Source organism: Pseudomonas sp. JZ114 (assembly GCF_051027705.1).
GTDB lineage: Bacteria > Pseudomonadota > Gammaproteobacteria > Pseudomonadales > Pseudomonadaceae > Chryseomonas > Chryseomonas luteola.
Genome location: NZ_CP069256.1, coordinates 3,066,290 through 3,089,612, shown reverse-complemented (window position 1 = coordinate 3,089,612; position 23,323 = coordinate 3,066,290). Strand labels below are relative to the sequence as shown.

Annotated in this window: 22 protein-coding genes; 11 read left to right on the top strand and 11 right to left on the bottom strand. The window is 53.7% G+C overall.

The window, feature by feature from the left end; genetic code table 11:
* Positions 1-101 precede the first annotated feature (101 nt).
* From JQR90_RS14575 to yaaA, 7 genes are all read right to left on the bottom strand, one after another.
* A complete protein-coding gene (locus tag JQR90_RS14575; RefSeq protein WP_313551233.1) occupies positions 102-911 on the bottom strand; it encodes a SirB1 family protein in 810 nt (269 codons plus the stop codon).
* A gap of 157 nt (positions 912-1,068) precedes the next feature.
* Positions 1,069-3,687 (bottom strand): DEAD/DEAH box helicase, encoded by a 2,619-nt coding sequence (locus tag JQR90_RS14570; protein ID WP_010795370.1) that lies wholly within the window; start codon positions 3,685-3,687, stop codon positions 1,069-1,071.
* Positions 3,688-3,849: 162 nt separating this feature from the next.
* The gene (locus tag JQR90_RS14565; protein WP_037029719.1) at positions 3,850-4,821 is read right to left on the bottom strand and encodes a 2-hydroxyacid dehydrogenase; all 972 of its coding nucleotides are present in this window, start codon (positions 4,819-4,821) and stop codon (positions 3,850-3,852) included.
* Positions 4,822-4,853: 32 nt separating this feature from the next.
* The gene (locus tag JQR90_RS14560; RefSeq protein ID WP_010795368.1) at positions 4,854-5,729 is read right to left on the bottom strand and encodes a TIGR01459 family HAD-type hydrolase; all 876 of its coding nucleotides are present in this window, start codon (positions 5,727-5,729) and stop codon (positions 4,854-4,856) included.
* A 173-nt stretch (positions 5,730-5,902) separates the two neighbouring features.
* On the bottom strand, positions 5,903-7,354 hold the full coding sequence (locus JQR90_RS14555) for a mannose-1-phosphate guanylyltransferase/mannose-6-phosphate isomerase (RefSeq protein WP_073449449.1): 1,452 nt from the start codon (positions 7,352-7,354) through the stop codon (positions 5,903-5,905).
* 497 nt (positions 7,355-7,851) lie between these two features.
* On the bottom strand, positions 7,852-8,526 hold the full coding sequence (locus JQR90_RS14550; RefSeq protein ID WP_010795365.1) for a PilZ domain-containing protein: 675 nt from the start codon (positions 8,524-8,526) through the stop codon (positions 7,852-7,854).
* A 106-nt stretch (positions 8,527-8,632) separates the two neighbouring features.
* Positions 8,633-9,409: a peroxide stress protein YaaA gene (yaaA, locus tag JQR90_RS14545; RefSeq protein ID WP_010795364.1), complete on the bottom strand. Its 777-nt coding sequence runs from the start codon at positions 9,407-9,409 to the stop codon at positions 8,633-8,635.
* 378 nt (positions 9,410-9,787) lie between these two features.
* On the opposite strand from yaaA, the gene JQR90_RS14540 reads away from it, so the two are divergent.
* From JQR90_RS14540 to JQR90_RS14520, 5 genes are all read left to right on the top strand, one after another.
* Positions 9,788-11,179, top strand: coding sequence for a PhoH family protein (locus JQR90_RS14540; protein ID WP_073449447.1), 1,392 nt, complete (start codon positions 9,788-9,790; stop codon positions 11,177-11,179).
* Positions 11,180-11,280: 101 nt separating this feature from the next.
* Entirely contained in the window at positions 11,281-11,757 is a 477-nt protein-coding gene (moaC, locus tag JQR90_RS14535) for a cyclic pyranopterin monophosphate synthase MoaC (protein ID WP_010795362.1), read from the top strand.
* The gene (locus JQR90_RS14530; RefSeq protein ID WP_010795361.1) at positions 11,754-12,005 is read left to right on the top strand and encodes a MoaD/ThiS family protein; all 252 of its coding nucleotides are present in this window, start codon (positions 11,754-11,756) and stop codon (positions 12,003-12,005) included. The genes moaC and JQR90_RS14530 overlap by 4 nt, the downstream gene beginning before the upstream one ends.
* Before the next feature lie 2 nt (positions 12,006-12,007).
* The gene (gene moaE / locus JQR90_RS14525; RefSeq protein ID WP_010795360.1) at positions 12,008-12,457 is read left to right on the top strand and encodes a molybdopterin synthase catalytic subunit MoaE; all 450 of its coding nucleotides are present in this window, start codon (positions 12,008-12,010) and stop codon (positions 12,455-12,457) included.
* A 36-nt stretch (positions 12,458-12,493) separates the two neighbouring features.
* Positions 12,494-12,883 (top strand): DUF3592 domain-containing protein, encoded by a 390-nt coding sequence (locus JQR90_RS14520; protein ID WP_010795359.1) that lies wholly within the window; start codon positions 12,494-12,496, stop codon positions 12,881-12,883.
* A gap of 44 nt (positions 12,884-12,927) precedes the next feature.
* Here JQR90_RS14520 and rhlB read toward each other — a convergent pair whose 3' ends face one another.
* The 3 genes from rhlB to JQR90_RS14505 form a co-directional block, all read right to left on the bottom strand.
* Complete coding sequence (gene rhlB, locus JQR90_RS14515; RefSeq protein ID WP_010795358.1) at positions 12,928-14,379, bottom strand: ATP-dependent RNA helicase RhlB; 1,452 nt, start codon at positions 14,377-14,379, stop codon at positions 12,928-12,930.
* A gap of 105 nt (positions 14,380-14,484) precedes the next feature.
* A complete protein-coding gene (locus tag JQR90_RS14510; protein WP_037030444.1) occupies positions 14,485-15,423 on the bottom strand; it encodes a GGDEF domain-containing protein in 939 nt (312 codons plus the stop codon).
* 205 nt (positions 15,424-15,628) lie between these two features.
* On the bottom strand, positions 15,629-16,288 hold the full coding sequence (locus tag JQR90_RS14505; protein WP_010795356.1) for an alpha/beta hydrolase: 660 nt from the start codon (positions 16,286-16,288) through the stop codon (positions 15,629-15,631).
* A 402-nt stretch (positions 16,289-16,690) separates the two neighbouring features.
* On the opposite strand from JQR90_RS14505, the gene JQR90_RS14500 reads away from it, so the two are divergent.
* The 6 genes from JQR90_RS14500 (at position 16,691) to JQR90_RS14475 (ending at position 22,242) form a co-directional block, all read left to right on the top strand.
* A complete protein-coding gene (locus JQR90_RS14500; RefSeq protein ID WP_074824850.1) occupies positions 16,691-17,719 on the top strand; it encodes an amino acid ABC transporter substrate-binding protein in 1,029 nt (342 codons plus the stop codon).
* Between the two features lie 71 nt (positions 17,720-17,790).
* Entirely contained in the window at positions 17,791-18,966 is a 1,176-nt protein-coding gene (locus tag JQR90_RS14495; RefSeq protein WP_010795354.1) for an amino acid ABC transporter permease, read from the top strand.
* Positions 18,967-18,975: 9 nt separating this feature from the next.
* Positions 18,976-20,073, top strand: coding sequence for an amino acid ABC transporter permease (locus JQR90_RS14490; RefSeq protein WP_010795353.1), 1,098 nt, complete (start codon positions 18,976-18,978; stop codon positions 20,071-20,073).
* 13 nt (positions 20,074-20,086) lie between these two features.
* Entirely contained in the window at positions 20,087-20,854 is a 768-nt protein-coding gene (locus JQR90_RS14485) for an amino acid ABC transporter ATP-binding protein (RefSeq protein WP_010795352.1), read from the top strand.
* Positions 20,855-20,986: 132 nt separating this feature from the next.
* Positions 20,987-21,253, top strand: a complete 267-nt coding sequence (locus JQR90_RS14480; RefSeq protein ID WP_010795351.1) for a GIY-YIG nuclease family protein — start codon at positions 20,987-20,989, stop codon at positions 21,251-21,253.
* A 53-nt stretch (positions 21,254-21,306) separates the two neighbouring features.
* Positions 21,307-22,242, top strand: a complete 936-nt coding sequence (locus JQR90_RS14475; RefSeq protein WP_010795350.1) for a glutathione S-transferase family protein — start codon at positions 21,307-21,309, stop codon at positions 22,240-22,242.
* A gap of 43 nt (positions 22,243-22,285) precedes the next feature.
* On the opposite strand, the gene yejK is transcribed toward JQR90_RS14475, so the two are convergent.
* Positions 22,286-23,293 carry a nucleoid-associated protein YejK gene (gene yejK / locus JQR90_RS14470; protein WP_010795349.1) on the bottom strand — a complete coding sequence of 336 codons (1,008 nt, stop codon included), beginning with the start codon at positions 23,291-23,293 and terminating at the stop codon, positions 22,286-22,288.
* Positions 23,294-23,323: the final 30 nt, after the last annotated feature.

Genomic DNA, 23,323 nt, shown 5'->3' with positions numbered 1-23,323 from the left:
GTAAAGGAGGTTGCTTGGCTATCGGCTGTGCTTGACAGGACTTGATACCCGCTTGGCTGGAGACAGAAGGTTCTGACTGTTAAGGCATGTTTCCACACCTATCAATGAAGACGGCGGCGACTATCACTCAGTGCGGCCAGGCGACGGCTCAGGTGCAGTTGCTCGGCTGGGTCATCGCTTAACAATAGGGCATGCTCAAGGTCATAACGCTGGGCCTGAGGGCAGTCCAGCCGGCTATACAGTTCTGCACGAGCCAGATGATCCGAGACGCTGGGCGGCCCTACTTCCAATACCCGCTGCGCATCTTTCAGGGCTGCCAATAGTTGGTTATCAAATTCATGCAACTGACGAAGATTTCGAGACAGTCTCTGGAGCAGTTCGCGAGGCTGAGCAGTGCGTAGGTGCTGCGCTTGCAGCTGGGCATGTGGACCAAATTGATAGGCGAGCAGTCCGCGGCAATCCTTGGAATAAAGTCGTCTTCCACTTGTGGGGTCAAGCAGGTGATCCGCCTCAGGGACACGTAGCAGGAAATGGCCTGGAAAGTTGACGCCAACCAGAGGAATGTCCAGTCTGCGGGCCAGCTCCATCGCGATCAGTGATAAGGAAAGTGGCTGTCCCCTTCGACGAGCCAGCACCTTGTGCAGCAACGCTGCCTGAGGCTTCAGCGGCCAGTCATCGGCGTGAAAACCCAGCTCGATCATCCGGCGTACGAGCTGCTGCGCGCGCTCGGCGGACGAGCCTTGATGATCAATAGCTGCCTCGACAGAAGGAATGAGATCCGTCAGAAGATGCTGAGCCATTTCAGGCTGAAAGGTCAGGTCATGTTCGGCGGCTATCCAGAGTGCTGCCTCAAATATAGCAGGTGGCTCACGGTTGAGCGCATCCAGGCAGGCTTGGCGCGGTAACTCCATCGCAATCTCCCAAACCCCATGCCAAAGTAGTGTAAGCGCAGACAAACAGCATCCAGATCATAAGGGATATGGACTTTATTATGTTTGACAAGTTTAGACCGCTTCTCGAGTGATGCACCGCTCTGCTCAGACAAGCAGAACGGCCAAGGAGGAAAGTCTATTTACCCAATGGGGTGAAAAGCGCTTCGATATCCGCTTCCGACATTCGCCAGTCGGCTGTGTTCTCCTCAAGAATCCCTGCGGCAATACGGGATTTCTCATACTGCAATTGCTGGATTTTCTCTTCCAGGGTGCCTCTTGCAATGAGCTTGTACACAAAAACCGGCTTATCTTGCCCTATGCGATAGGCACGGTCTGTGGCCTGGCTCTCCGCCGCCGGGTTCCACCAAGGGTCGAAATGAATCACCGTGTCGGCCGCAGTCAGGTTGAGTCCCGTACCGCCTGCTTTAAGGCTCAACAGGAAAACCGGGGCCTCACCGGACTGAAACTGTTCGACAGGCGTACGGCGATCCTGGGTTTCACCGGTAAGGGTGACATAGTCGATCCTTTTTTCATCCAGTGCCTGCTGGATCAGCGCCAGCATGGAAGTGAACTGCGAGAACAGCAGGACACGACTACCATTGGCCAATAGGCCTTCGAGCAGTTCCAGCAAGCCGAGTAGCTTTCCAGACGACTTGGCGGATGTTTCGTTGCCGTTGACCAGTCGGATATCGCAGCAGACCTGGCGGAGTTTCAGCAGTGCATCAAGAACGATAATTTGGCTTCTGGCCAAGCCTTTCTTGGAGATTTCGCTACGGACCTTCTCATCAAGTGCAACACGTACCGTTTCATAAAGATCGCGCTGTGGCTGAGTCAGCTCGACCAACTGGACAATTTCCGTCTTGGGTGGCAGCTCGCTGGCTACTCGCTGTTTGGTACGACGCAGAATGAAAGGCTTTACTCGTCCCTTTAATTGGGCGAGGCGTTGGGTATCGCCATTTTTTTCGATCGGCGTTCGGTAGTCGCGCTTGAAGTCTTTTATATCGCCTAACCAGCCTGGCATCAGGAAGTGGAACTGAGACCAAAGCTCACCCAGATGATTTTCCAGCGGGGTGCCCGTCAGGCATAGACGGTGTCGCGTATTGAGTCCCCGCGCCGCTTGTGCCGCTTTGGTTGCCGCATTCTTAATGGATTGTGCTTCATCCAATACCAGAAGATGAAAGGAGAAGCTGGCCAACTGCTCGGCATCGCGCGGTAGCAGGGCGTAGGTAGTCAGGATGATATCGTGCTCAGGTATCCGCTCGAACAGGTTACGCCGTTGAGTACCGTGGAGGGCCAGTACTTTCAGCTCGGGTGTGAACTTGGCTGCTTCGTCCTGCCAGTTAGGTATCAGGCTGGTAGGCATGACGATCATGGCAGGGCTGGTCAACCGGCCAGCCGTTTTCTCGACCAGGATATGAGCCAGGGTTTGCAAGGTCTTACCAAGACCCATGTCATCGGCCAGGATCCCTCCCACATCCAGCTCGCGAAGTGCCTGCAACCAAGCCAGGCCATCGCGCTGATACGGTCTTAACTCAGCACGCAGGCTTTCCGGAACGTGCAGAGGCGAAGCTGAGTAATGGCGTAGTCGATGGGCGAAGTTTCTGAGCTGCTCACCACCCTGCCATGTCAGTGGGATATTTTCTTCAAGTTCAGCCAGCCGTGCGGCGTCCAGATGAGACAGGCGTATCTGCTTGGTATTAGCAGGTAACGAATGCCCATGCAGTTCCATGAGTGCGGCAAGCAAGGGCTTTAGTCTACCTAGAGACAGGGCGATACGTGTGGGGCGTCCTTGCTTGCGTGCAGCAGGGCTTTCCACGCGGAGCAGCAGGCGCTCATCGTCAGAGCGTCTGGCCAGTGCTCCCGGTTCGAATAATTGGGGATCCCGCCGGATAAGATCGATCAGGATAGGCAGCAGACTGACGCGCCGCCCTTGTACGACGATGCCGAGCTCCAGATCAAACCATTCATGATCAGGCGCCTCCTCAATTTCGCCGTACCAATTCTCCACCTCGGTCAGCTCAAAGGCGAATTCTGGACGCATATCTATCTGCCAGCCCGCTCCACGCAGCTGCGGAAGTGTGACTTCGATAAAGCGCAGCCAACTGGAGTCATCAGGCATTTCAAACATCTCGCCCGCATCTTCGGGCAAGGCTGCGCTTCGCCGTGTCGCTACTCGGAGGCCTGCGTCCTGTAAGACTTGTCGTAGGCGCTGCTCGGCTTCACTGTGGCGTGTTGGCAGCGTTGCCGCGCTACTACGACCCGGTACAGGCTTGCCGAACACTTTTTTGCCGTCGTAAAGAAACGCCAGGGCAGCCCTGTGGCGGGTGACGGGGCGCATGCGTGCGGTTTGCCGATCATAGTCAACCTGTGTGTGGCTACCCAATACCAACAATGGCTTGGGCGGCTTGACCAGATTGATGGCTGTCTCGGCTGCTTCGCGGCGAGGAGGAGGGCTGCCGGCCCGCTGAAGGCGCTCCAGCTCGAACAGCACGGCAGCAGTATGCTTGCAGTTTCTGCCAGCCCCACATGTGCACCGGCCATCAACAAACCAACCTCTTGGACCAGGCTTGAGCGTGATGGATTGGCGGTAATCCAATCCTGAAGGACTGCTGCATATGGCATAGACCAGCCCATCGGCGGCTGACCGGACCGTGGCGTAACCTTCTTGAGCATAGCGCCGGCCACGCTCATAGTTGCGCTCAGTAAAGGAGCCTTTCCAGTCTTGCCAGTGCAGATGGTCGAAACGTAGACGCATATGAAGCCTGTAACACGAAGCACAAACGGGTAATTGTGCCACAGACCGAAAGCGTCCCCGTACTGAAGTCGCTCAGGTTGCTCAAATAGATATCACTTAATTACGAAAGCATGGCTTATCTAAAGAGTCTGCTGTTAAGCGCTGGTTTCAGATTGGCTTGATTTAACCCTTCCATACTTCAGGATTAACCAAATCCTGTGGCCGATTGCCGCTTAAGGCGGCTGTCAGATTGGAGACGGCGCGCTCTGCCATGGCATACCGTGTCTCGTGAGTCGCTGAACCGATATGCGGTAAGGTGACGACATTCTTCAGCGAAAACAGGGGCGATGATGAAAGCGGTTCCTGCTCAAAAACATCCAGGCCTGCGCCACGAATTTGCTGGTTGGAAAGCGCCTCGATTAGAGCCGCTTCATCAACCACTGGCCCGCGCGCAATATTGATCAGAATACCGCTGGGCTTCATGAGTCTTAGTTCACGGGCGCCGATCATCTGGCGAGTGGACTCTGTCAGAGGGACTACCAGGCAAACAAAATCGGATTCCTGAAGCAGAGATTCAAGGTCTCGATACTCTGCCTTGAATTCTTTCTCCAGCTCGGGCTTGCGGCTGCCTGCATGATAAAGAATCCGCATGTCGAAGCCGAAGTGGCCGCGCTTTGCAATGGCTGCACCTATGCGACCCATACCTACGATTCCCAGCGTCTTTCCATAAACGTCCGTACCGAAATGCTCTTCCGTTATGCCTTTTGTCCATTGCCCTGCTTTGGTGTAGGCATCCAGCTCAGGCAGGCGGCGAGCGGTACTCATCAGCAGAGCAAATCCAAGGTCTGCTGTGGTCTGGGTCAGTACATCGGGGGTGTTGGTCAGTAGAATGCCCTGCTCGGACAGGTAGGGCACGTCATAGCTGTCATATCCAACCGAAACGCTGGAAATTACTTCCAGGTTTTCTGCATGTTGCAACTCATGGCGGCCTAGTGTCTTGCTGGCACCAATCAGGCCGTGTGCGTGAAGGAGGGCATGCTGGAACTGCTCATCGACATTGCCCTGAGTATCAATGACGGTAACGTTAAAGGCTTCGCTCAACTGTTGAACCAGTGGAGCGGGAAGACGATTATAGATAACGACATTCTTTCTCACGGGCAACGGATCTCCGTTAGGGTTTAGTCTCTTTAGACTAGACCAGCAGCGACATATTGAGGGCGTATCGAATAATCCATCAGGAAGCGCTCAAGTTGCTCTTGCTCCGGTTGCTCATTGAACTCCGCACCCAATGCCTCGCGGTGGATTCCAGTTGACGCCAGCCATAAGCAATCAATGTTGGCCGAAACTGCACCCGGTACGTCGGTGACCAGTGAGTCACCCACAAACAGCAGCCTGGTGGCGCCCAAGGTTGCCAGTTCTCGTTGAGCACAAAGAAACGCATAGGGATCAGGCTTTCCGTACCAGCGCACACTTCCGCCCAGCGAAGCGAAGTAGTCGGCCAGCTTACCGGCGGCGTAGTAGGGTAGGCCGCCAGAGACTACTGTGCGATCAGGGTTGGCGCAGAGAAACGGTAAATGTGTGAAGTTCTTAAGCGGGGCCTGACGAAGCGTCAGCTCATCCTGAGGGAAGCTCCCTACACCTAGGATGAGGGATGCCTGTTGGATGTCGGTCACGAATCGGCTGCGTATGTGCTCGGGCCAGCCAGTCTGACCTTCGCCAGGTCCGGTCAGATAGATACCCCCCTGTGCCAGCGCTGGTTCCTGGCTAATGGCGTCGATGGCCAGCTGCCCTGAGGTCGTTATACCGGCAAATTGCTCTCGAGCGATACCCAGTTCAACCAGGTGATCCGTCATGGAAGCGGCATCACGGGATGCGTTGCTCAGGAACCAGACAGGTTTGCCTTCGGTTGCACGCCGTGCTAGCCAGTTCTGCGCACCGGGAAAGGCGTCGTAGCCGTCAATCAGTACCCCCCATAGGTCGAGAATAAATCCATCGTACTGATCGCATACAGCATCCAGATCAGAATGGGAAACAAGGTGAGGAAGGGGCGTGGATGGCGTCATGGAAAATAACGTCCTGATAAGGTTGCAAGAGCTGAAAGGATCCAGGGTACCTGCTTTAGCGATTGAGATCACTTCGGCCTAGAAAGCACAACACCGGCGCTGGGCCGGTGTTGTTGAATCTGGAGACAAGAGGACTCTTATTTTTATTTTTCTCTTGGCTCAGCTCAGAGCGATTAACGCGCTACAGCGTTAGTGCTCTTGGTCTGTGGTGCGTCGACGCGACCGTAAACGTCTTCGTAGCGAACGATATCATCTTCGCCCAGGTAGCCACCTGATTGTACTTCAATGATTTCCAGCGGTACCTTGCCAGGATTGGCCAAGCGATGTACAGACGTCATCGGCAAGTAAGTGGACTGGTTTTCGGTCAGCAGGAAGGTCTTGTCATCGCACGTGACCTGCGCTGTGCCAGAGACCACGATCCAGTGCTCGGCGCGGTGGTGGTGCATCTGCAGAGACAGCTGAGCGCCTGGTTTGACAGTGATACGCTTGACCTGGAAGCGCTGACCCATGTCGACGGAATCGTAAGAGCCCCAAGGACGGAACACTTCCAGATGGCTCTTGACCTCTTGGCGACCTTGCGCTTCGAGCTTGTTGACCACCTTCTTGACGTCTTGGACCTTATCCTTGTGTGCGATCATGACCGCATCTTTGGTCTCTACAACCACGACATCTTCGATGCCGATCAGGGAGACCAGCTTGTTGGTGCTGTGAACGAGGCAGTTACGGGCTTCGTGCAGAATCACGTCACCTTTGGTAACGTTGCCATCGCTATCCTTGTCATGCACATCCCAGATGGCTGACCAGGAGCCTACATCGTTCCAACCGGCAGACATTGGAACTACACAAGCGCGAGTGGTCTTTTCCATGACAGCATAGTCAATGGAGTTGTCCGGGCAGACGGCAAACGAGTTGCGGTCGATAATGATGTGATCGCCATCAACCTGGCTGCGCTCAAGCGCAAGCAGGCAGGTATCGTAAATATCAGGATCGTGCAGCTTCAGCTCTTCCAGGAAGCGGCTGGCGCGGAAGATGAACATACCGCTGTTCCAGTAGTAATCCCCAGATTCTACGTATTGGGTCGCGCGAATGGCGTCTGGCTTCTCTACGAAGCGCTCGACGCGATTGACCCCTTCAGGCAGGTTGGCTGAGTGGGTTGCCTTGATATAGCCGTAGCCGGTTTCCGGGCGCAGTGCAGGAATACCGAACAGCACCATTTCGCCTTTTTCAGCGGCTTCGGTGGCCGAATTCAAGGATGCTTTAAACGCATCGATATCTTCGATGACATGGTCTGCTGGCAGAACCAGCATCAGTTCATCTTTGCCATCGGCCAACAACTTCATGGCAGCAATCGCTACGGCAGGAGCCGTATTGCGACCAAACGGTTCCATGATCAAGGACTGAGGCTGGCACTTAACAGCCTTGAGCTGCTCCTCAACAATATAGCGGTGCTCGATATTGCAAACAATCAAGGGCTGCTGCATGCGTTCTTCGCAGGCCAGTCTTGATATGGTTTCCTGGAACAGGGTCTTTTCGCTTGCCAAAGCCAGGAACTGCTTTGGATACATTTTTCGAGATAGCGGCCAGAGTCGTGAACCGCTTCCCCCGGAAAGAATCACTGGAATCATGGCATTCTCCTTCAGCGCTTGCTGAGTTGTAGGTCGCAGTCCCTTCGGGCGGGACGAAGCGTCCGTGCTTCTAGTTCCTGCTTGAGCAGGGTTATGAAATAAAAAATAAAAGCCAGGCTAATTAGTTAGCTTTTTTAATTACAAATTAATTACAGCTTATAGGCAGTACATCATCCCCAGGCTAATAAGCATTGAATTGCTCCACCCAAACGATGATCGTTACCGCTGATTAGAATGATAATTTAGGAAGATGGCTCGAATGATTCCTTTGTGCCATCAAGGTCTTCATTGACATAGTGCTCTTAAAAAAGTTCATTAAAGCCTAAGCACTCCAAAATGCCAGGGCAGGAATCAACTGTAGTAACGCTAGTTCCTCTGAGACTTCTTTTCTGTGAATCGTTCACCGAAAAAAGTGGCTTCTTTTCTTTTTGTGATCTGGGTCAAGCCACGAAGGAGAAAAGCAGCCCTTGTTTAGAGCTGCAAGAGAGGAGGTACGGCTAGGCGTGAGAGGCAGCGAAGATCTTTACAGGGGTACCTGTATAGGCCACGGGAATTTGTGTTCCAGGCTCAATGGTCGCAATGACTACGTAAGTGGCGCCAGCTGCCTCAAGCGTTAAGGAGGTAATGATCCCTGACCTTGGCTGTTGCTCATCGAACAGATAAAAGTCGACTGACGAGCCTGGCAGAACAAGGTGATACTCATCGAATTCAAACCGCCCTTCGATGAGTGGTACTGTTCCGCTTTCTTTTATAAGCCCGGCGGCTCCTCTGCTTAGCCGTTTCTGGGCAAATGCCGAGTCGATCATATGACTGACGGTAACGTCATCATTAAAGCGATAAGCCTCAATCAGATATTGAAGCGCAGAAAGTTCTTTGGGGGCGAGGTTATAAAAGGCGCAACCCACCCGACCTGTATCCCGGTCAACTGATTTGATTTCAAATGTTACGTCAATAGCAAGACTAAGGGAGTTGATTGAAAAAAGCAGTTTGCCCTTGAGGTTATCGCCAGTACGGGCGGTAATCGATTTTGAGATAAAGCTAAATCCGCCTATGGAAAGCTCAAGCAATTGATGCTCCATGCCTTCACGGTGGGCGCCTTGATACCGGATCCTGGCTGGTAGCTGAACGCGTAGGTGTTGCCTTTGTGTAGAGCTGGTGTCGGGTGCGCTCATTGGATCTATCTCCATTGTAAAATTTTCATCTGCTTTAACAAAAGCAGGCAGGCGAAACTAAGCATGATTAATAGGGAAGGCTTATATGAAGAAATTATCTGTTCATTTAAACAATATTGTCTCGCAGGAAGATCAATTTTTCCTGAGTAGAAGATTGTTCACTAAAAACATACCCTTCAACATCAAATGACTTTAAATCGGCAAGGTCTCGTAACCGGTTTTTTATAATGTAACGCGTCATGAGTCCACGGGCTTTTTTTGCATAGAAGCTGATGATCTTGTATTGACCGCCTTTAAGATCCCGAAACTCGATATCGATAACGCGGCCCTTGAGTTGTGCACGTTTGACGGAGCCGAAATATTCGTTCGAGGCCAGGTTGATGAGAATGTCGTCGCCCTGATTTTCCAACGCATCATTTAATCGCTGTGTGATGTGCGTGTCCCAGAAGGCGTAAAGGTCCTTGCCGCGTGAGTTGACCAACTTGGTTCCCATCTCCAGCCGGTAGGGCTGCATAAGGTCCAGAGGACGCAAGATGCCATAAAGGCCGGACAGCATGCGCAAGTGTGTCTGGGCAAAGTCAAAGTCAGCATCGTCGAAATCCTCAGCCGCTAAGCCGGTATAGACGTCACCCTTGAAGGCCAGTAGAGCCTGTTTGGCGTTTTCAGGCGTAAAGTCTGGAGACCAGCTGGCAAAGCGTGCAGCGTTAAGGCCGGCGATCTTGTCTGAAACTCCCATGAGTTTTGCGATATCGGCAGGCGAAAGCGTAACGAGCTGATTGATCAACGCTTGAGCGTCGTCGAGGCATTCAGGCTGTGTATAGCGCCGAGTGGCTGGCGGTGTTTCGTAGTCAAGGGTTTTGGCGGGTGAAATCACCATCAGCATGGTATAGAGCTCCTTTCGATTAACGGCTCATTGTAGGCCGTGCACAAAACGTAGCTCCAGTTGGAAAAAGCTATATGGCATATGAAGGTAGGAGGCTCTGTAAACAGCGGGTAAAAACTTTAGTACCACATCGGCAACGTTGCCAGTGGTATTAGCCAATAAGAAAAAAATGGTGTCCAGTTAGAAAAAAGGGGTTTTGCCTGCTCAAAGATTAGGGTATTACCAAGATGTCCGCTGCACGAACGGGGTTGCCCTTGAGTTGCAGGCTTGGCCCTGAAGCCCCGAGGTGTGGTGGCACCTTTCGCTGCGGAGCGCCGTATTGGCCTCCGTCGACTGGCCACAAGAGTCCCGTTGGGATTCTCGATGAGGTGAACGAGTATGGATGATCATGGACGCTCCCGCCCCACCCAGCCCACCCTCTATGTGCTCGACACCAACGTACTGATTCACGATCCTAATGCACTGCTGAACTTCGAAGAACATCACGTTGCTATTCCGATGACGGTGTTGGAGGAGCTCGATAAGTTAAAAACCGGGAAACATAGCGTGGCTGCCGAGTGCCGTCAGGCGATTCGGCTGATTGATACCGTTCTTGCTGAGGCCTCTCCTCAGGATGTCGAAAAAGGTGTGCCCATACCGCGCGGCAAAGGGGAGACGAAAGGGTATCTCTCCATTCTGATGAACAAGCGGGCGGCCCCTGTTACCTGGCTGCCTGATAATCACAACGATAATCGCATCATCAATCAGCTGGTTGAATTGTGTACTCACCATTCCGGTGAGCGCGTAGTGCTGGTAACCAAAGACATCAACATGCGTTTAAAGGCGCGGGGATGCGGGATTGATGCGGAGGATTACCATACCGATCAGCTGGTAGATGATATTGCACTGTTGTCGCGTGGCTATCACACCCTTGAAGGTTCTTTCTGGGATCGCGTCAGCAAGGTCGATTCACGGCAGGATGTAGGACGCGTCTGGCATCGGATACAGCTGTCCGAGAGTTTGCCGCCAATGCACCTCAATGACTTCATTGTCGACGAGCAGGGGTTCGTTGGTTGGGTCAAGGCTGTTCGAGATGATGAACTCATCATTCTCGATATGCATCAGGAGCCTCTGCTGCATCAAGAGGCCTGGGGCCTTCGGCCTCGAGACATCTACCAGGGCCTAGCGTTGTTCGCTCTGTTGGATCCTGACATCCACCTGGTAAACCTGACCGGGGCCGCCGGGTCGGGGAAAACCATTCTTGCCCTGGCCGCAGCCATTGAACAAACCATGGTTACCAAGCGTTATCGTCGAATCATCGCGACGCGTAGCGTTCAGGGACTGGATGAGGATATTGGCTTCCTACCCGGCACCGAGGCGGAAAAGATGGAGCCATGGCTAGGTGCCATTACCGACAACTTGGAAGCGCTGCATATGGATGATGAAAGTCCTCATAGCAGCGTCGACTACATCCTGAGTAAGGTGCCGCTTCAGTTCAAATCCTTGAATTACATTCGTGGGCGTAGTTTCCAGCAGAGTCTGATCCTTATTGATGAGTGCCAAAACCTTACGCCGCATCAGATGAAAACCATTATTACCCGCGCCGGTGCCGGCTCAAAAGTCATCTGTCTGGGTAACCTGGCGCAGATCGATACGCCGTATCTGTCAGCAACCAGTTCAGGATTGACGTATCTGAGCGAGCGTTTCAAGGGCTTCCCCCACGGGGTGCATATTACGTTGCAAGGCGTGCCTCGCTCGGTGCTGGCCGAGTACGCCGAAGCGCATATGTAATGACCTCCTGGCAGGAAACCGGCAAAGGATATTGCCAGTTTCCTGCTTATCCTGTTCGTCCATAGTAGAATCAAGGGCCTCTGTATAACGGAAGGCCAAACATGCTGACCCATCTTGATTCCCAGGGGCGCGCCAACATGGTGGACGTTACCGACAAGCAGGTAACGTTTCGTGAAGCTGTTGCTGAAGCGCAAGTGCGCATGCTCCCTGAAACACTACAAATGATTCAGCAGGGCGGCCACCCGAAAGGTGACGTCTTTGCAGTGGCGCGTATAGCCGGTATTCAGGCGGCCAAGAAAACCCATGAATTGATCCCCTTGTGTCATCCGCTTCTGCTGACAGGCGTGAAAGTTGAACTCACTGCCTGCGAGCCCGATAGCGTTCATATTCAGGCAACGTGCAAATTGTCAGGCCAGACGGGTGTGGAAATGGAAGCCTTGACTGCTGCCAGCGTGGCGGCCTTGACGATCTATGACATGTGTAAGGCTGTGGATCGAGGCATGAGTATCGAAGCGGTTCGTCTGCTGGAAAAAAAGGGCGGAAAGAGCGGCCATTTCAAAGTGGAGCACGACGCATGATCGAAGTGCATTATTTCGCACGGTACCGTGAAGCATTGCAATGCGAGCACGAGCGCATTCAATGGCAGGATGAATTTACTCAGCTAAACGATCTTCGTGCTCACCTGATCGCTAGAGGTGGGGTGTGGGCTGAAGTGTTAGGCGAGCGGAACCTGATGTGTGCACGTAACGAAGAGCTGTGCACATTGGGTGAGCCGTTGGTTGACGGTGATCAAGTGGCTTTCTTCCCGACTGTAACGGGAGGTTAGACATGACCATACGAGTGCAGGCCGAGGCGTTCGATCCTGGCGTCGAAACCAGCGCAATGCATGCGGCCAATGTAGGCGTGGGTGCCGTCGTAACCTTCATAGGCTATGTGCGCGACTTTAATGATGGACTGGATGTATCCGGTCTTTATTTGGAGCATTTTCCTGGCATGACTGAAAAGTCGCTGGCGAAGATCGCTCAGGAGGCAAACTCTCGTTGGCCGCTACTCAAGGTGGATATCATCCATCGGGTAGGGCGTCTGGAGCCTGGTGAGCCCATCGTTTTCGTAGGTACGGCAAGCGCACATCGTCAGGCGGCGTTCGAAGCCTGTGCATTTATCATGGACTATTTGAAAACAAGGGCGCCTTTCTGGAAGAAGGAAGACACTCCCCAAGGCCCACGCTGGGTTGAAGGCAAGAGCAGCGATATCAGCGCTGCCCAGCGCTGGAAGTAGGCCCATGCTCTGACAGCGTAAAACCGGAGGGCAGGTATGGTTTGGCTGTGTGCGATGGGAGCCATTCTTGGGCTGGTACTTGTCATAAGCCTCTGTCAGCTGTGGCAATGGCTGAAGCTGACAGACAGCGCATTGACAGACGGGTATATCGTTTCTCTGGAAAAGGCCCCACTCTATCGGCTGACATTCAGCTATCAGGTCCAAGAGCAGCGCTACAGCCTGAACTTCCTGGATACGCTAATGGGGTATTCGTCTTCCAGTCTAAAAGCCTTGGCGGAGCAGGTAGCAGTAGGCGATAGGATCAAGGTTTACTATTGCACCAGCGACCCTTCGTTCTGTTGTGTGGGCTTTAAACCAACACACAGGAGTATCGTTAAGGTCTGGTTGTTGAACCTGTTGGCACCGCTGGCACCTTTTGGCTTTTGAGGCGCGCAAAGGGGAGCAGAGTGTTCGACTCCGCCCCCGAGTCGTCAGGAATGCTTGCGTGGGACTGGCTTGAGTAGCTCTGCCGGAGGCATATCACATGCGATTTTGCGGCCTAGCAATGTCTCGATTGGCGGTAGGGCAAATGCGTCGTCCTCGCCTGCAAAACTGATTGATATTCCGCTGGTACCTGCACGACCTGTACGTCCTATCCGGTGTACATAGTCATCTGGATCTTCCGGTAGCGTGAAATTGATAACGTGGCTAATGCCGTCGATATGAATGCCACGACCCGCGACATCTGTAGCGACCAGGACACGGATCTTGCCCTCGCGGAAGCCTTCCAGCGTTCGGATCCGCTTATGCTGTGGAACATCGCCCGACATCTGCGCTGCACTGATGCCGTCTTTAGTCAGACGTTCCTCAATACGACGTACCTCATCCTTGCGGTTGGCGAAAACCATCACGCGTTCCCAGTTGTTCTGGCTGATAAGGTTGTATAGCAAACGATACTTGTCATCTGAAGACACTGCGTATACGCGTTGGTCAACGGTCTCGCTGGCTACGTTTTCAGGCTCGATTTCCACAATGGCTGGATCGACTGTCCACTGCTTGGCAAGGTTCATGACGTCCTCGGTAAAGGTGGCCGAGAACAGCAAGGTCTGACGTTCGTTCTTGTGGGGAGTCTGGCGAATAATCTGGCGGACCTGGGGGATAAAGCCCATGTCGAGCATGCGATCCGCCTCGTCCAGAACCAAGACCTCCACCATATCCAGATGAACCTCGCCACGCTGGTTGAAGTCCAGCAAACGCCCTGGTGTTGCGACAAGGATATCGCAGAACCGCGACTCCAGTTGCTTGAGCTGTTTGTCGAAATCCATTCCGCCTACAAAGGTCATCACATTGAGGCCCGTGTACTTGGTCAGATTTTCTGCATCCTTGGCAATCTGTACGACCAGCTCTCGAGTCGGCGCAATAATAAGTGCACGTGGCTCACCCATGTAGCGCTCTTCAGGCGGCGGGGTGGTAAGCAGCTGGGTAATGGTCGAAATCAAAAACGCGGCTGTCTTGCCCGTCCCGGTTTGAGCTCGACCTATGGCATCTTGGCCTTTCAGTGTAAATCCCAGAACTTGTGCCTGGATGGGCGTGCAATAAGGAAAACCCAGGTCATGGATGGCATGCATCAGGCTGGGTGCAAGGTTGAAGTCGTGGAAGCGGACCTTGCCTTCCTGAGGCTCTACTGCAAAGTCATTAAGCGTCCAGTTGCTGACAGGCGCCTTGCGCTCGCGTCGTGGCTTTGGTGATCTGGTCGCTGCAGGTTTCCCGCTTTCTTTCTTCGGTGGCCTGGGCTGACGCTCGGCTTTCGCCTGAGTCGTGGGTTGTGCCTGTTCAGGCTGTGACGGGGTTTCGTCGCGCTGAAGGGGCGCAACCTTTTCAGGGGTGGGCTGAGGTGCTTGCGCATCTCCTTTGCCAAATAGTTTTTTTAGTGCCTTGAGCACGGTTTATCTCGTAATTTGAATAGGAATTAAGCCAGGAGTGTAAAGCAAGTTACGGGCCTGGCAAATGAGGCTTGATCGAGAGGAGGGAGGGGAGTGTTGCCTGTTTTAGCCAAACAGGCAATTTCTTCCGTTGCGCTTGGCTTCATAAAGCGCTTTATCTGCACGCTCTATGTGAGTCTCGAGCGTATCCTGTTTATGCATTTCAGCCAAGCCGATTGAAATGGTAACGCCTGGTAATTTGCCGGCAGGAGAGTAAAAGTCGGCGATACTGGCAAGGCTTTCCCGCAAACGCTCGCCAATCATCCGAGCTTCAGGCTTATCCAGCTCGGGAAGCAGAATGACAAATTCTTCTCCACCGTAGCGCGACATGCTGTCCTTAGGCCTTAACTGGGAACGTAGGGTATTGGCTACCATGCAAAGTGCGTAGTCGCCTGCCAGATGCCCATACGTATCGTTATAGCGTTTGAAATGATCCACATCGAGCATCAACAGGCAAAGCGGCTGCTGGTTGAATGCGCAGCGGGTACTTTCTCGCTCATAGAGTTGTTCAAGGCGCCTGCGATTGAACAGGCCGGTAAGCGTGTCGACATTCGCGTTGCGCTCGGTATCCAGAATGATTCGATTGTTCTGGCGGACACGCTCACACAGGATTTCAAGCAGGTTCTGAGTGGTTTTAGGAGAATGCTCCATCAGTTGGAACAGGTCCTTGCGGTGCAGGCCTATGACTTCGCAGACTTCATCGGCGATCACGTACGCCGTTGGCTTGTGATTGTCGAGAAAGCTGACCTCACCTGCACAGTCGCCCTCACTCAGAACGGATACAGGTTGATTATCCAGCGACTCCAGATGAACCCTGAAGCGGCCCTGGACAATCATATAAAGGTAGTGATTATGTTCGCTGGGCGACAGAAGCATCTCGCCTGGGTTCAGAACACGCTTGGTCAGCGTGCGGGCCAGTTTTTCAAGGTGCGACAGATCAACATCCCGGAACAACCGTAGATGGCGTATATGCTGAAGGTTTTCCTGCCACTGAGGAATAGCCATCATCAGCATGGCATTACAAGAGTGAAAACGGTGCCAGAAGGCATGGTCGCTCCAAAACTACAGAAAGCGGACGTATAGAGATCACTTCTTGACTGAGATAAGTAAAGAAAGTTCTTGATCCATTGTTCAGTACTGTGAGCGTTATCTTGTTTTGTATATGAACTGGTACAAAGGCTCAACGACAACAGCCGTTAAGCCGTCACTCTCAAGCCAAACGGTCCTGTAACCACTGAGCGATCAGGGCGATTTCTTCCTGTGTTACTTCATGGCCCATGGGATAGTCCTGCCATTGAACAGGCACCTGCTCCTTGGCGAGAAAATCATAGGCTTCACGTCCCAACCCCAGCGGTACAACATCATCGAGCGTGCCATGAATGCATAGCACCGGAATGTCTCGCTGAGCCTCACTGGCAAGCGTTTCCTGGAAGCCGGGTGCATAGGTCGAAAGAGCCAGTACGCCACCTAGAGGTTTGTGGGCAATGGCGAAAGCAGTATGAAACACGACTGCTCCGCCTTGTGAAAAGCCTGCTAGCACAATGCGTCGGGCATCAATGCCTATGTCCATCTGCTGCGTGATCAACTCATCGACATAGCGGGCCGACTCATCCAGTTGTGAGTGATCAATGGCGCGTGCAGGTGACATGGCCAGGATGTCGTACCAGGACGGCATGGCCCAGCCGCCGTTGATACTAACTGGGCGTGAAGGGGCCTGAGGCAGTACAAAACGGGTCGTCGTGAGCACGCGCTGCACTATTTCGGCCACCGGCTGAAAATCGTAACGGTCTGCGCCCAGGCCGTGTAGCCAGATCACGCATGAGTTTGCGGGTTGGGGGGATTCGATGATCAGCGGAGTTATTTCAGGCATGTGTGCTCCATAAAAGTGCGTTCTGATCGGCAGCGGTAACAAATGGTGCGTTAAGAGGATGTCGCATTTATATAAATTCTTTTGCAGTCTCAGTGAAGTTTACTAAGCCGCTTCGATTCTGCCATGTCGCTATAAGTGGTCCGCCTTTTGCTGTATCTGCAATGTGTGCTTTTTGATGCACCGACAGGTAACACAACGTTGTCATGTTGTCTGGTGTATTAAAGGCCACTCGGTCAAGCAAATAAAAACAAATATTTCCAGCAGCGAGCCGAGAGCGAAGGGGTTGAACCTCTCAATTCCTCGATGGTTCTTGCGATGTATACGTTGCTCTCATGGCTGCGTACAAGCCCTAAAGGGCAAGCGGGACCGGATGCTGACTTTTATAACAACTGGAGGTTATCGATGAAAATGGTGAAATCCACCCTGGCGATTCTGACCACTGCGGCTGTATTGGGTGTCAGTGGCTTCGCCCATGCAGGTGCGACCTTGGATGCCGTGAAGAAAAAGGGCTTCGTGCAGTGCGGTATCAGTGATGGTCTGCCTGGCTTCTCCTATGCAGAGGCGGGTGGCAAGTATGCAGGTCTTGATGTTGATGTATGCCGGGCAGTGGCTGCTGCCGTATTCGGTGACGCCGAGAAAGTCCGCTATTCACCATTGACTGCCAAGGAGCGTTTCACGGCGTTGCAGTCTGGCGAAATCGATATTCTCTCCCGTAATACTACCTGGACCAGTTCACGGGACGCTGGCATGGGTATGAATTTCACGGGCGTAACGTACTACGACGGCGTTGGTTTTTTGGTCAATAAGAAGCTAGGTGTGTCCAGCGCTAAAGAACTCGATGGTGCAACGATCTGCATTCAGGCGGGTACCACGACCGAACTGAACGTGTCTGACTACTTCCGTGCCAATGGCATGAAGTACACCCCGATCACTTATGATCGTTCTGACGAAAGCGCCAAGTCCCTCGAAGCCGGACGTTGTGACGTACTGACGTCCGACCAGTCTCAACTCTATGCCCAGCGCATCAAGCTGGCGAACCCGGACGATTACGTGGTCCTGCCGGAAGTGATCTCCAAGGAGCCTCTCGGTCCTGCTGTACGTCGGGGCGATGATGAATGGTTTGCCATTGCAAAATGGTCACTATTTGCCATGATCGGCGCTGAGGAACTGGGTATTACCTCTGCCAACGTGGAAGACATGGCCAAGAACGCCAAGAATCCTGATGTGGCTCGTATGCTGGGTGCCGAAGGCAACTTTGGTAACGACCTGAAGCTGCCCAAAGATTGGGCGGTTCAGATCGTCAAGCAGGTTGGTAACTATGGCGAGGTCTTCGAGCGTAACGTCGGCATGGGCAGCGCGCTCAAGATCAAGCGCGGCCTGAATGCTCAATGGAACAAAGGCGGCATCCTGTACGCACCTCCCGTGCGCTGATTTGCCTATCGCCGCGGCCTGGTTAATAGCCAGGTCGCGGCGTTTTGTTTCATCGCATCTCGGAAAACATCATGTCTAAATCAATAGGCACGTCTGGGTCGTTGATCAACGATCCGCGCGCTCGCGCCTGGGCGTTTCAGATACTGGCTATTGTGGCGGTCGCTGCACTTGGCTGGTACTTATTCAACAACACACAAACCAACCTGGAACACCGGGGGATTACCTCCGGTTTTGCTTTTCTTGAGCATAGCGCAGGCTTTGGCGTTAGCCAGAGTCTGATCGACTACAAGGAATCGGATTCTTATGGCCGACTCTTTCTGGTCGGCCTGGCGAATACGCTTCTGGTATCCATCCTGGGTATCATCCTGGCCACTGTGCTGGGCTTTATCATCGGTATTGCTCGTCTTTCGCCGAACTGGCTGGTACGTAAACTCGCCGCGATCTATATCGAGACCTTTCGCAACATTCCGCCACTGCTCCAGATATTCTTCTGGTATTTCGCTGTGTTGCGTCTGGTGCCCGGGCCCCGACAGAGCCTCAGCTTCTTCGACACGTTGTTTCTGAACAACCGAGGACTGTACGTTCCAGCACCCGTGTCGGCAGAAGGTGTCGTACCGTTCCTGGTGGCGATTGCGCTAGCTGTTGTGGCCAGTATTGCCCTGGCGCGCTGGGTAAAGGTTCGGCGTGACAGGACCGGAAGAGGCTTTCCGCTGCTGATCTCGATTATCGCTTTGCTGATCGTTCTGCCAGGTTTGGCAGCCCTGATATTTGGTGCGCCGTTCCATTGGACCGTTCCGCAGCTCAAGGGCTTCAACTTTCAGGGCGGCTGGGTGGTGATTCCTGAGCTGTTCGCCTTGCTGGTGGCACTCTCCGTTTATACCGCAGCATTCATTGCTGAAACGGTACGTTCGGGTATCCAGTCGGTGAGCCATGGGCAGACCGAAGCAGCCAATTCCCTGGGGCTGAAGCCTAGTCGGACGCTACGCCTGGTCATCATTCCCCAGTCCATGCGGGTCATCATCCCGCCACTGACCAGCCAATACCTTAACCTGACTAAGAACTCATCATTGGCTGCCGGTATTGGCTATCCAGACATGGTGTCGCTGTTTGCCGGTACGGTACTGAACCAGACCGGGCAGGCGATCGAGACCATTGCTATCACGATGTCAGTCTATCTGGTTATCAGCCTGAGCATTTCGCTGTTAATGAACGTGTACAACAAGCGAATGGCTTTGCGTGAGCGATAAGAGGCGATCATGACTACACATACGTTCAAACCTGATCTGCCGCCGCCGAATCGCTCGGTCGGTGCGTGGGCCTGGATGCGGGCCAATCTCTTTTCCAGCGTTTACAACACGCTGCTTACGTTACTTGCTCTGTATCTGGTCTGGCTGTTGGTTCCGTCCATGATCAAATGGGCTTTCCTGGATGCAACGTTCAGCGGGACCGAGCGTTCCGACTGTACGCCGGGAGGCGCATGCTGGGTATTCATCAAGATGCGCTTTGGTCAGTTCATGTACGGGTTTTACCCGCCGGAGCTGCGCTGGCGTGTGGATGTAGCGCTGGTGCTTGCGGTTCTGGGTGCTGCACCGCTGTTCATCAAAGCGATGCCCCGAAAGGTAGTTTATGGCATCGTTTTTCTGATCGTTTATCCCGTTGTTGCCTGGGTGTTGCTGCATGGCGGCGTGCTGGGTCTCGACGCGGTGCCCACCAGCCGTTGGGGTGGCCTGACGCTGACACTGGTCATTGCCTCTGTAGGTATTGCCGGTGCGCTGCCGCTGGGTATATTCCTGGCATTGGGACGTCGTTCGGAAATGCCGGCCGTACGCGTGTTGTGCGTGACCTTTATCGAGTTCTGGCGGGGTATTCCGTTGATCACGGTGTTATTCATGTCATCCGTCATGCTGCCGTTGTTCCTGCCTGAAGGTATGAGCTTCGACAAACTCTTGCGGGCACTGATTGGCGTCATCCTGTTCCAGTCAGCTTACATTGCCGAAGTCGTGCGTGGTGGTTTGCAGGCGATCCCGAAAGGGCAGTACGAAGCGGCGTCAGCCATGGGGCTGGGCTACTGGCGCGCCATGGGGCTGGTCATACTGCCTCAGGCATTGAAGCTGGTGATCCCGGGAATCGTGAACACGTTTATCGCGCTGTTCAAGGATACCAGTCTGGTGATCATCATTGGTCTGTTCGATCTCTTGAACAGCCTGCACCAGGCTACCGTTGATCCAGCCTGGCTGGGTATGTCGACCGAAGGCTATGTCTTTGGCGCATTGATTTATTGGGCTTTCTGTTTCGGTATGTCGCAGTACAGTCAGCGTCTGGAACGCCGTCTCGACACCGGCCATCGCCGCTAAGGAGCGAATCAGCATGAGTGAAAATGCCAAGACTCTGGGCATCGGTGACAAGATCATGATCCAGATGCAAGACGTGAACAAATGGTACGGTCAGTTCCACGTGCTTAAGGACATCAACCTGACGGTCCGACAGGGCGAGCGTATCGTGCTCTGCGGCCCGTCAGGGTCAGGCAAGTCGACCACGATCCGCTGCATCAATCGCCTGGAAGAGCATCAGAAGGGCAATATTGTCGTTGATGATGTAGAGCTCAATGGGGACCTGAAAAACATCGAGGCCATTCGCCGTGAAGTCGGGATGGTCTTCCAGCATTTCAATCTGTTCCCTCATCTGACGGTACTGGAAAACTGTACGCTGGCCCCTATCTGGGTACGTAAGCTACCCAAGAAGGAAGCCGAAGAAGTCGCGATGCATTATCTGAAGCGCGTACGCATTCCAGATCAGGCTCACAAGTATCCAGGACAGCTCTCCGGTGGTCAGCAACAGCGTGTGGCCATTGCCCGTGCGTTGTGTATGAAGCCCAAGATCATGCTGTTTGACGAGCCTACCTCAGCGCTTGACCCGGAAATGGTAAAGGAGGTGCTCGATACCATGATCGGTCTTGCTCAGGATGGCATGACCATGCTGTGCGTGACTCACGAAATGGGTTTTGCCCGAACGGTAGCAAACCGTGTGATTTTCATGGACAAGGGTGAAATCGTGGAGCAGGCTCCGCCGGATCAGTTCTTCGATAATCCTCAAAACGAGCGTACCAAGCTCTTCCTGGGTCAGATCCTTCACTGATCCATCAAGAAAGGCGCCTCAGGGCGCCTTTCTTATTAGGCTGTCCTTTTACCGGGCCAAGCGAGAGAATACAGCTACGCTCTCTGGTTGAATGGCTTGCTGTACGTGGACGCCTTACCCTTATCCTTGACCATGACTCATCCGCTGCGGCCATGGTTCGTCTATCTGGTCAGAGCTGAAAATGGCTCACTCTACTGCGGCATCAGCAATGACCCTCAGCGCCGTTTCAAGGCTCACCAACAAGGCAAGGGGGCTCGTTTTTTTCATTCAAGTCCTGCCAAGGCACTGGTCTATACGGAGCCGTGTGTAGACAAATCTGCAGCGCTTCGCCGTGAACGCGCCATTAAAAAACTCAAAAAGAACATCAAGGAAGCCATGATAGTGGCTCAGGGAGGATAGTCTTCAAAGGGTAGGGCGGTTACTCTGCGCTTCTCCAATAAGAGGGCGTGCGCATGACCGATCTCATCCTGCATCACTACTGGACCTCTCCGTTTGCCGAAAAAGTTCATCTGCTGATGGGTTTCAAGCAGCTGTCCTGGCGCTCCGTCATCATTCCCCGTGTCATGCCAAAGCCGGATCTCACCGCATTGACCGGCGGCTATCGTAAGACGCCTGAGCTTCAGGTTGGGGCAGATATCTATTGTGATACGGCGCTGATCGCGCAGCGCCTGGAGCAGGCTAAGGCCACTCCTACGCTCTTTCCAGAGGGCCAGGAGTTTGTCTGTCGCGCCTTTGCAGCCTGGGCCGATAGTGTAGTGTTCCAGCACGCCGTGGCACTGATTTTCCAGCCCGACGTCATCGCCGAGCGCATGGCCAATGTTCCGCCTGAGCAGGCTCAAGCGTTCATGGCGGACCGTAAGGCGCTTTTTGAAAAGGGAAATGCACCTCGGGTTACGGCAAGGCAGGCGGCCCAACATTGGCCCACCCTAATGGCACGACTTGAGGAGCAATTGGCGCGCAGCAGTGGCGAATACCTCTTCAATGCTCCCTCTATCGCAGATTTCTCGCTGGCGCATTGCCTCTGGTTTTTGCAGTCGGCCCGTCAGACTGCGCCTCTGGTGGACACTTATCCTGAAGTATCCGCCTGGCTAGGCCGCGTGCAGGGGTTCGGTCATGGCACTTATTCCGACCTGAGCGCAGAGGAGGCCATACGCATTGCGTATGATTCCGATCCTGCCCCTATTCCAGAAGGGGGAATGTTCTTGCCGGCGGGCCTTGCTCAAGGCGATCGTGTAGCGGTTTCAGCTCAGGATTATGGACTGGAGGAGGTAGAAGGTGAATTGCTCTATGCCGGGACAGAGGAAGTAATTCTAAGACGTGAGGACGAGCGTGCCGGCATTGTCCATGTTCACTTTCCCAGGATAGGATTCAATATCGAAACGCGATGAGGCTGACAGGCAGAGCGATCAAGGGTGTCGCTCTGCCTGGCGGTCAGTCCTTGCGGCGCTTGATCTGATCTTTTAGCTGGGTAGGGATCTGTCGGATGATCAATACGTCCTGAGACTCGTCGTACTCTACCTTGGAGCCAAGCAGGTGAGCCTCGAAGCTGATGGACAGGCCCTCGGCGCGCCCTGTAAAGCGGCGAAATTGGTTGAGGGTGCGCTTGTCTGCAGGGATTTCAGGCGCAAGTCCGTAGTCCTTGTTGCGGATGTAATCATAGAAGGCCTTGGGCTGCTCTTCACTCATCAGCTCCGACAGTTCATCCAGGGCAATGGGCTCACCAATACGGGCCTGGGTGCTGGCATAGTCGACCAGGGTGTCGGTTTTTTCCTTGGCTTTCTCCTCAGGCAGGTCTTCGCTTTCTACATAGTCGCTAAAGGCCTTGAGCAGGGTGCGCGTCTCGCTGGGCGCATCGACACCTTCCTGGCAGCCAATGAAGTCACGAAAATAATCCGAGACTTTCTTGCCGCCCTTGCCCTTGATAAAGGAGATGTATTGCTTGGACTGCTTGTTATTACGCCACTCAGAAATATTAATGCGTGCCGCCAAATGAAGCTGCCCGAGGTCCAGGTGTTTGGCGGGAGCTACGTCCAGGGTGTCGGTTACGGTTACGCCTTCACTATGATGCAGCAGGGCAATGGCAAGGTAATCCGTCATGCCTTGCTGATAATGGGCAAAGAGAACATGGCCGCCTGTTGAAAGGTTTGAGCCTTCCATAAGCTGCTTGAGGTGCTCGACGGCCTGCTGGCTGAATGCAACAAAGTTCTTGCCGCCGTCCAGATACTCATTGAGCCAGCCACTGAAGGGATAGGCACCGGACTCCTTGTGGAACAGGCCCCAGGCCTTGTTGGGTTTGGCGTTATAGCTTTCGTTGAGATCGGCCATCAGGTTTTCGATGGCCTGGGATGCCTCGAGCTCGGCTTCACGGGCATGCAGCGTAGCGGGCTGACCGTCGGGTTTCTTGTCGATCAGGTGAACGATAGCGTGGCGAATGGGCATGGGACTCTCTATCAATGAAGCGCAGGCGAC

Bases quoted from the DNA above. Each gene is read 5' to 3' on its own strand.
- moaC (WP_010795362.1), top strand. From the start codon at position 11,281: ATGCTGACCCATCTTGATTCCCAGGGGCGCGCCAACATGGTGGACGTT.
- JQR90_RS14520 (WP_010795359.1), top strand. From the start codon at position 12,494: ATGGTTTGGCTGTGTGCGATGGGAGCCATTCTTGGGCTGGTACTTGTC.
- yaaA (WP_010795364.1), bottom strand. From the start codon at position 9,409: ATGCTGATGGTGATTTCACCCGCCAAAACCCTTGACTACGAAACACCG.
- JQR90_RS14505 (WP_010795356.1), bottom strand. From the start codon at position 16,288: ATGCCTGAAATAACTCCGCTGATCATCGAATCCCCCCAACCCGCAAAC.
- JQR90_RS14490 (WP_010795353.1), top strand. From the start codon at position 18,976: ATGACTACACATACGTTCAAACCTGATCTGCCGCCGCCGAATCGCTCG.
- JQR90_RS14500 (WP_074824850.1), top strand. From the start codon at position 16,691: ATGAAAATGGTGAAATCCACCCTGGCGATTCTGACCACTGCGGCTGTA.
- JQR90_RS14555 (WP_073449449.1), bottom strand. From the start codon at position 7,354: ATGATTCCAGTGATTCTTTCCGGGGGAAGCGGTTCACGACTCTGGCCG.
- JQR90_RS14530 (WP_010795361.1), top strand. From the start codon at position 11,754: ATGATCGAAGTGCATTATTTCGCACGGTACCGTGAAGCATTGCAATGC.
- JQR90_RS14510 (WP_037030444.1), bottom strand. From the start codon at position 15,423: ATGGCTATTCCTCAGTGGCAGGAAAACCTTCAGCATATACGCCATCTA.
- JQR90_RS14480 (WP_010795351.1), top strand. From the start codon at position 20,987: ATGACTCATCCGCTGCGGCCATGGTTCGTCTATCTGGTCAGAGCTGAA.
- JQR90_RS14570 (WP_010795370.1), bottom strand. From the start codon at position 3,687: ATGCGTCTACGTTTCGACCATCTGCACTGGCAAGACTGGAAAGGCTCC.
- moaE (WP_010795360.1), top strand. From the start codon at position 12,008: ATGACCATACGAGTGCAGGCCGAGGCGTTCGATCCTGGCGTCGAAACC.
- JQR90_RS14550 (WP_010795365.1), bottom strand. From the start codon at position 8,526: ATGAGCGCACCCGACACCAGCTCTACACAAAGGCAACACCTACGCGTT.
- JQR90_RS14560 (WP_010795368.1), bottom strand. From the start codon at position 5,729: ATGACGCCATCCACGCCCCTTCCTCACCTTGTTTCCCATTCTGATCTG.
- JQR90_RS14540 (WP_073449447.1), top strand. From the start codon at position 9,788: ATGGATGATCATGGACGCTCCCGCCCCACCCAGCCCACCCTCTATGTG.
- JQR90_RS14495 (WP_010795354.1), top strand. From the start codon at position 17,791: ATGTCTAAATCAATAGGCACGTCTGGGTCGTTGATCAACGATCCGCGC.
- JQR90_RS14575 (WP_313551233.1), bottom strand. From the start codon at position 911: ATGGAGTTACCGCGCCAAGCCTGCCTGGATGCGCTCAACCGTGAGCCA.
- JQR90_RS14485 (WP_010795352.1), top strand. From the start codon at position 20,087: ATGAGTGAAAATGCCAAGACTCTGGGCATCGGTGACAAGATCATGATC.
- JQR90_RS14475 (WP_010795350.1), top strand. From the start codon at position 21,307: ATGACCGATCTCATCCTGCATCACTACTGGACCTCTCCGTTTGCCGAA.
- yejK (WP_010795349.1), bottom strand. From the start codon at position 23,293: ATGCCCATTCGCCACGCTATCGTTCACCTGATCGACAAGAAACCCGAC.